Source organism: Shewanella sairae, assembly GCF_023283535.1.
Classification (GTDB): Bacteria; Pseudomonadota; Gammaproteobacteria; order Enterobacterales; family Shewanellaceae; genus Shewanella; species Shewanella sairae.
Genome location: NZ_JAKILT010000190.1, coordinates 1 through 1,069 on the forward strand (window position 1 = coordinate 1; position 1,069 = coordinate 1,069).

8 tRNA genes are annotated in these 1,069 nt (G+C 47.1%); all 8 read left to right on the forward strand.

What is annotated here, in order from left to right:
• The first annotated feature begins 2 nt into the window (after nucleotides 1–2).
• Nucleotides 3–87: transfer RNA gene (locus L2748_RS24030), tRNA-Leu, on the forward strand.
• A gap of 46 nt (nucleotides 88–133) precedes the next feature.
• Nucleotides 134–208: transfer RNA gene (locus L2748_RS24035), tRNA-Gln, on the forward strand.
• Nucleotides 209–213: 5 nt separating this feature from the next.
• Nucleotides 214–290, forward strand: a tRNA-Met gene (locus L2748_RS24040).
• A 133-nt stretch (nucleotides 291–423) separates the two neighbouring features.
• Nucleotides 424–508, forward strand: a tRNA-Leu gene (locus L2748_RS24045).
• A 49-nt stretch (nucleotides 509–557) separates the two neighbouring features.
• A tRNA-Gln gene (locus tag L2748_RS24050) sits at nucleotides 558–632 on the forward strand.
• Nucleotides 633–718: 86 nt separating this feature from the next.
• Nucleotides 719–803 (forward strand) — tRNA-Leu (locus L2748_RS24055).
• 20 nt (nucleotides 804–823) lie between these two features.
• Nucleotides 824–898: transfer RNA gene (locus tag L2748_RS24060), tRNA-Gln, on the forward strand.
• Nucleotides 899–984: 86 nt separating this feature from the next.
• Nucleotides 985–1,069, forward strand: a tRNA-Leu gene (locus L2748_RS24065).

Here is a 1,069-nt window from a genome sequence, read left to right on the forward strand (position 1 = left end):
GTGCGGGAGTGGTGGAATTGGTAGACACGCCAGATTTAGGTTCTGGTGCCGCAAGGTGTGAGAGTTCAAGTCTCTCTTCCCGTACCATTTAATTTAAGTGATGAGCTAAGGCTTGTTGCTGCAACAAGATTTTTGGGGTATCGCCAAGCGGTAAGGCACCGGGTTTTGATCTCGGCATTCCCAGGTTCAAATCCTGGTACCCCAGCCATCTTTGGCAATGTAGCTCAGCTGGTTAGAGCACAGCACTCATAATGCTGGGGTCGCAGGTTCAAGTCCCGCCATTGCTACCATCTTCTCAGGATGTAAAATAGCGAGCATCGTGCTCTGGATGTTAAACAGAGTCAGTGCTGAAGTGGTGGATGTTGATATTAGACACGCCGGATTCAAACGCCATCTTAATCTAGATGTAAAACTTGATGCAGTGCGGGAGTGGTGGAATTGGTAGACACGCCAGATTTAGGTTCTGGTGCCGCAAGGTGTGAGAGTTCAAGTCTCTCTTCCCGTACCATTTATTTAGCATGATTAGCCAAGGCTGGTTGTGAGTAAGAAAGATTGATTGGGGTATCGCCAAGCGGTAAGGCACCGGGTTTTGATCTCGGCATTCCCAGGTTCAAATCCTGGTACCCCAGCCATTTTTAAAAGGTTGAGCAATTGACCTTGTCTTATCAGCTCTAGAGGTTGTAAGATAAAAGCAAGGAAACTTGCAGCAAAGTTCGATGCGGGAGTGGTGGAATTGGTAGACACGCCAGATTTAGGTTCTGGTGCCGCAAGGTGTGAGAGTTCAAGTCTCTCTTCCCGTACCATCGAATTTAACAAGATTTATTGGGGTATCGCCAAGCGGTAAGGCACCGGGTTTTGATCTCGGCATTCCCAGGTTCAAATCCTGGTACCCCAGCCATTTTTTAAAAGGTTAATTCATTGACCTTATCTTATAAACTTTATTGCTTGTAAGATGAAGCAAGGTAACTTGCAGTAAACTTCGATGCGGGAGTGGTGGAATTGGTAGACACGCCAGATTTAGGTTCTGGTGCCGCAAGGTGTGAGAGTTCAAGTCTCTCTTCCCGTACCA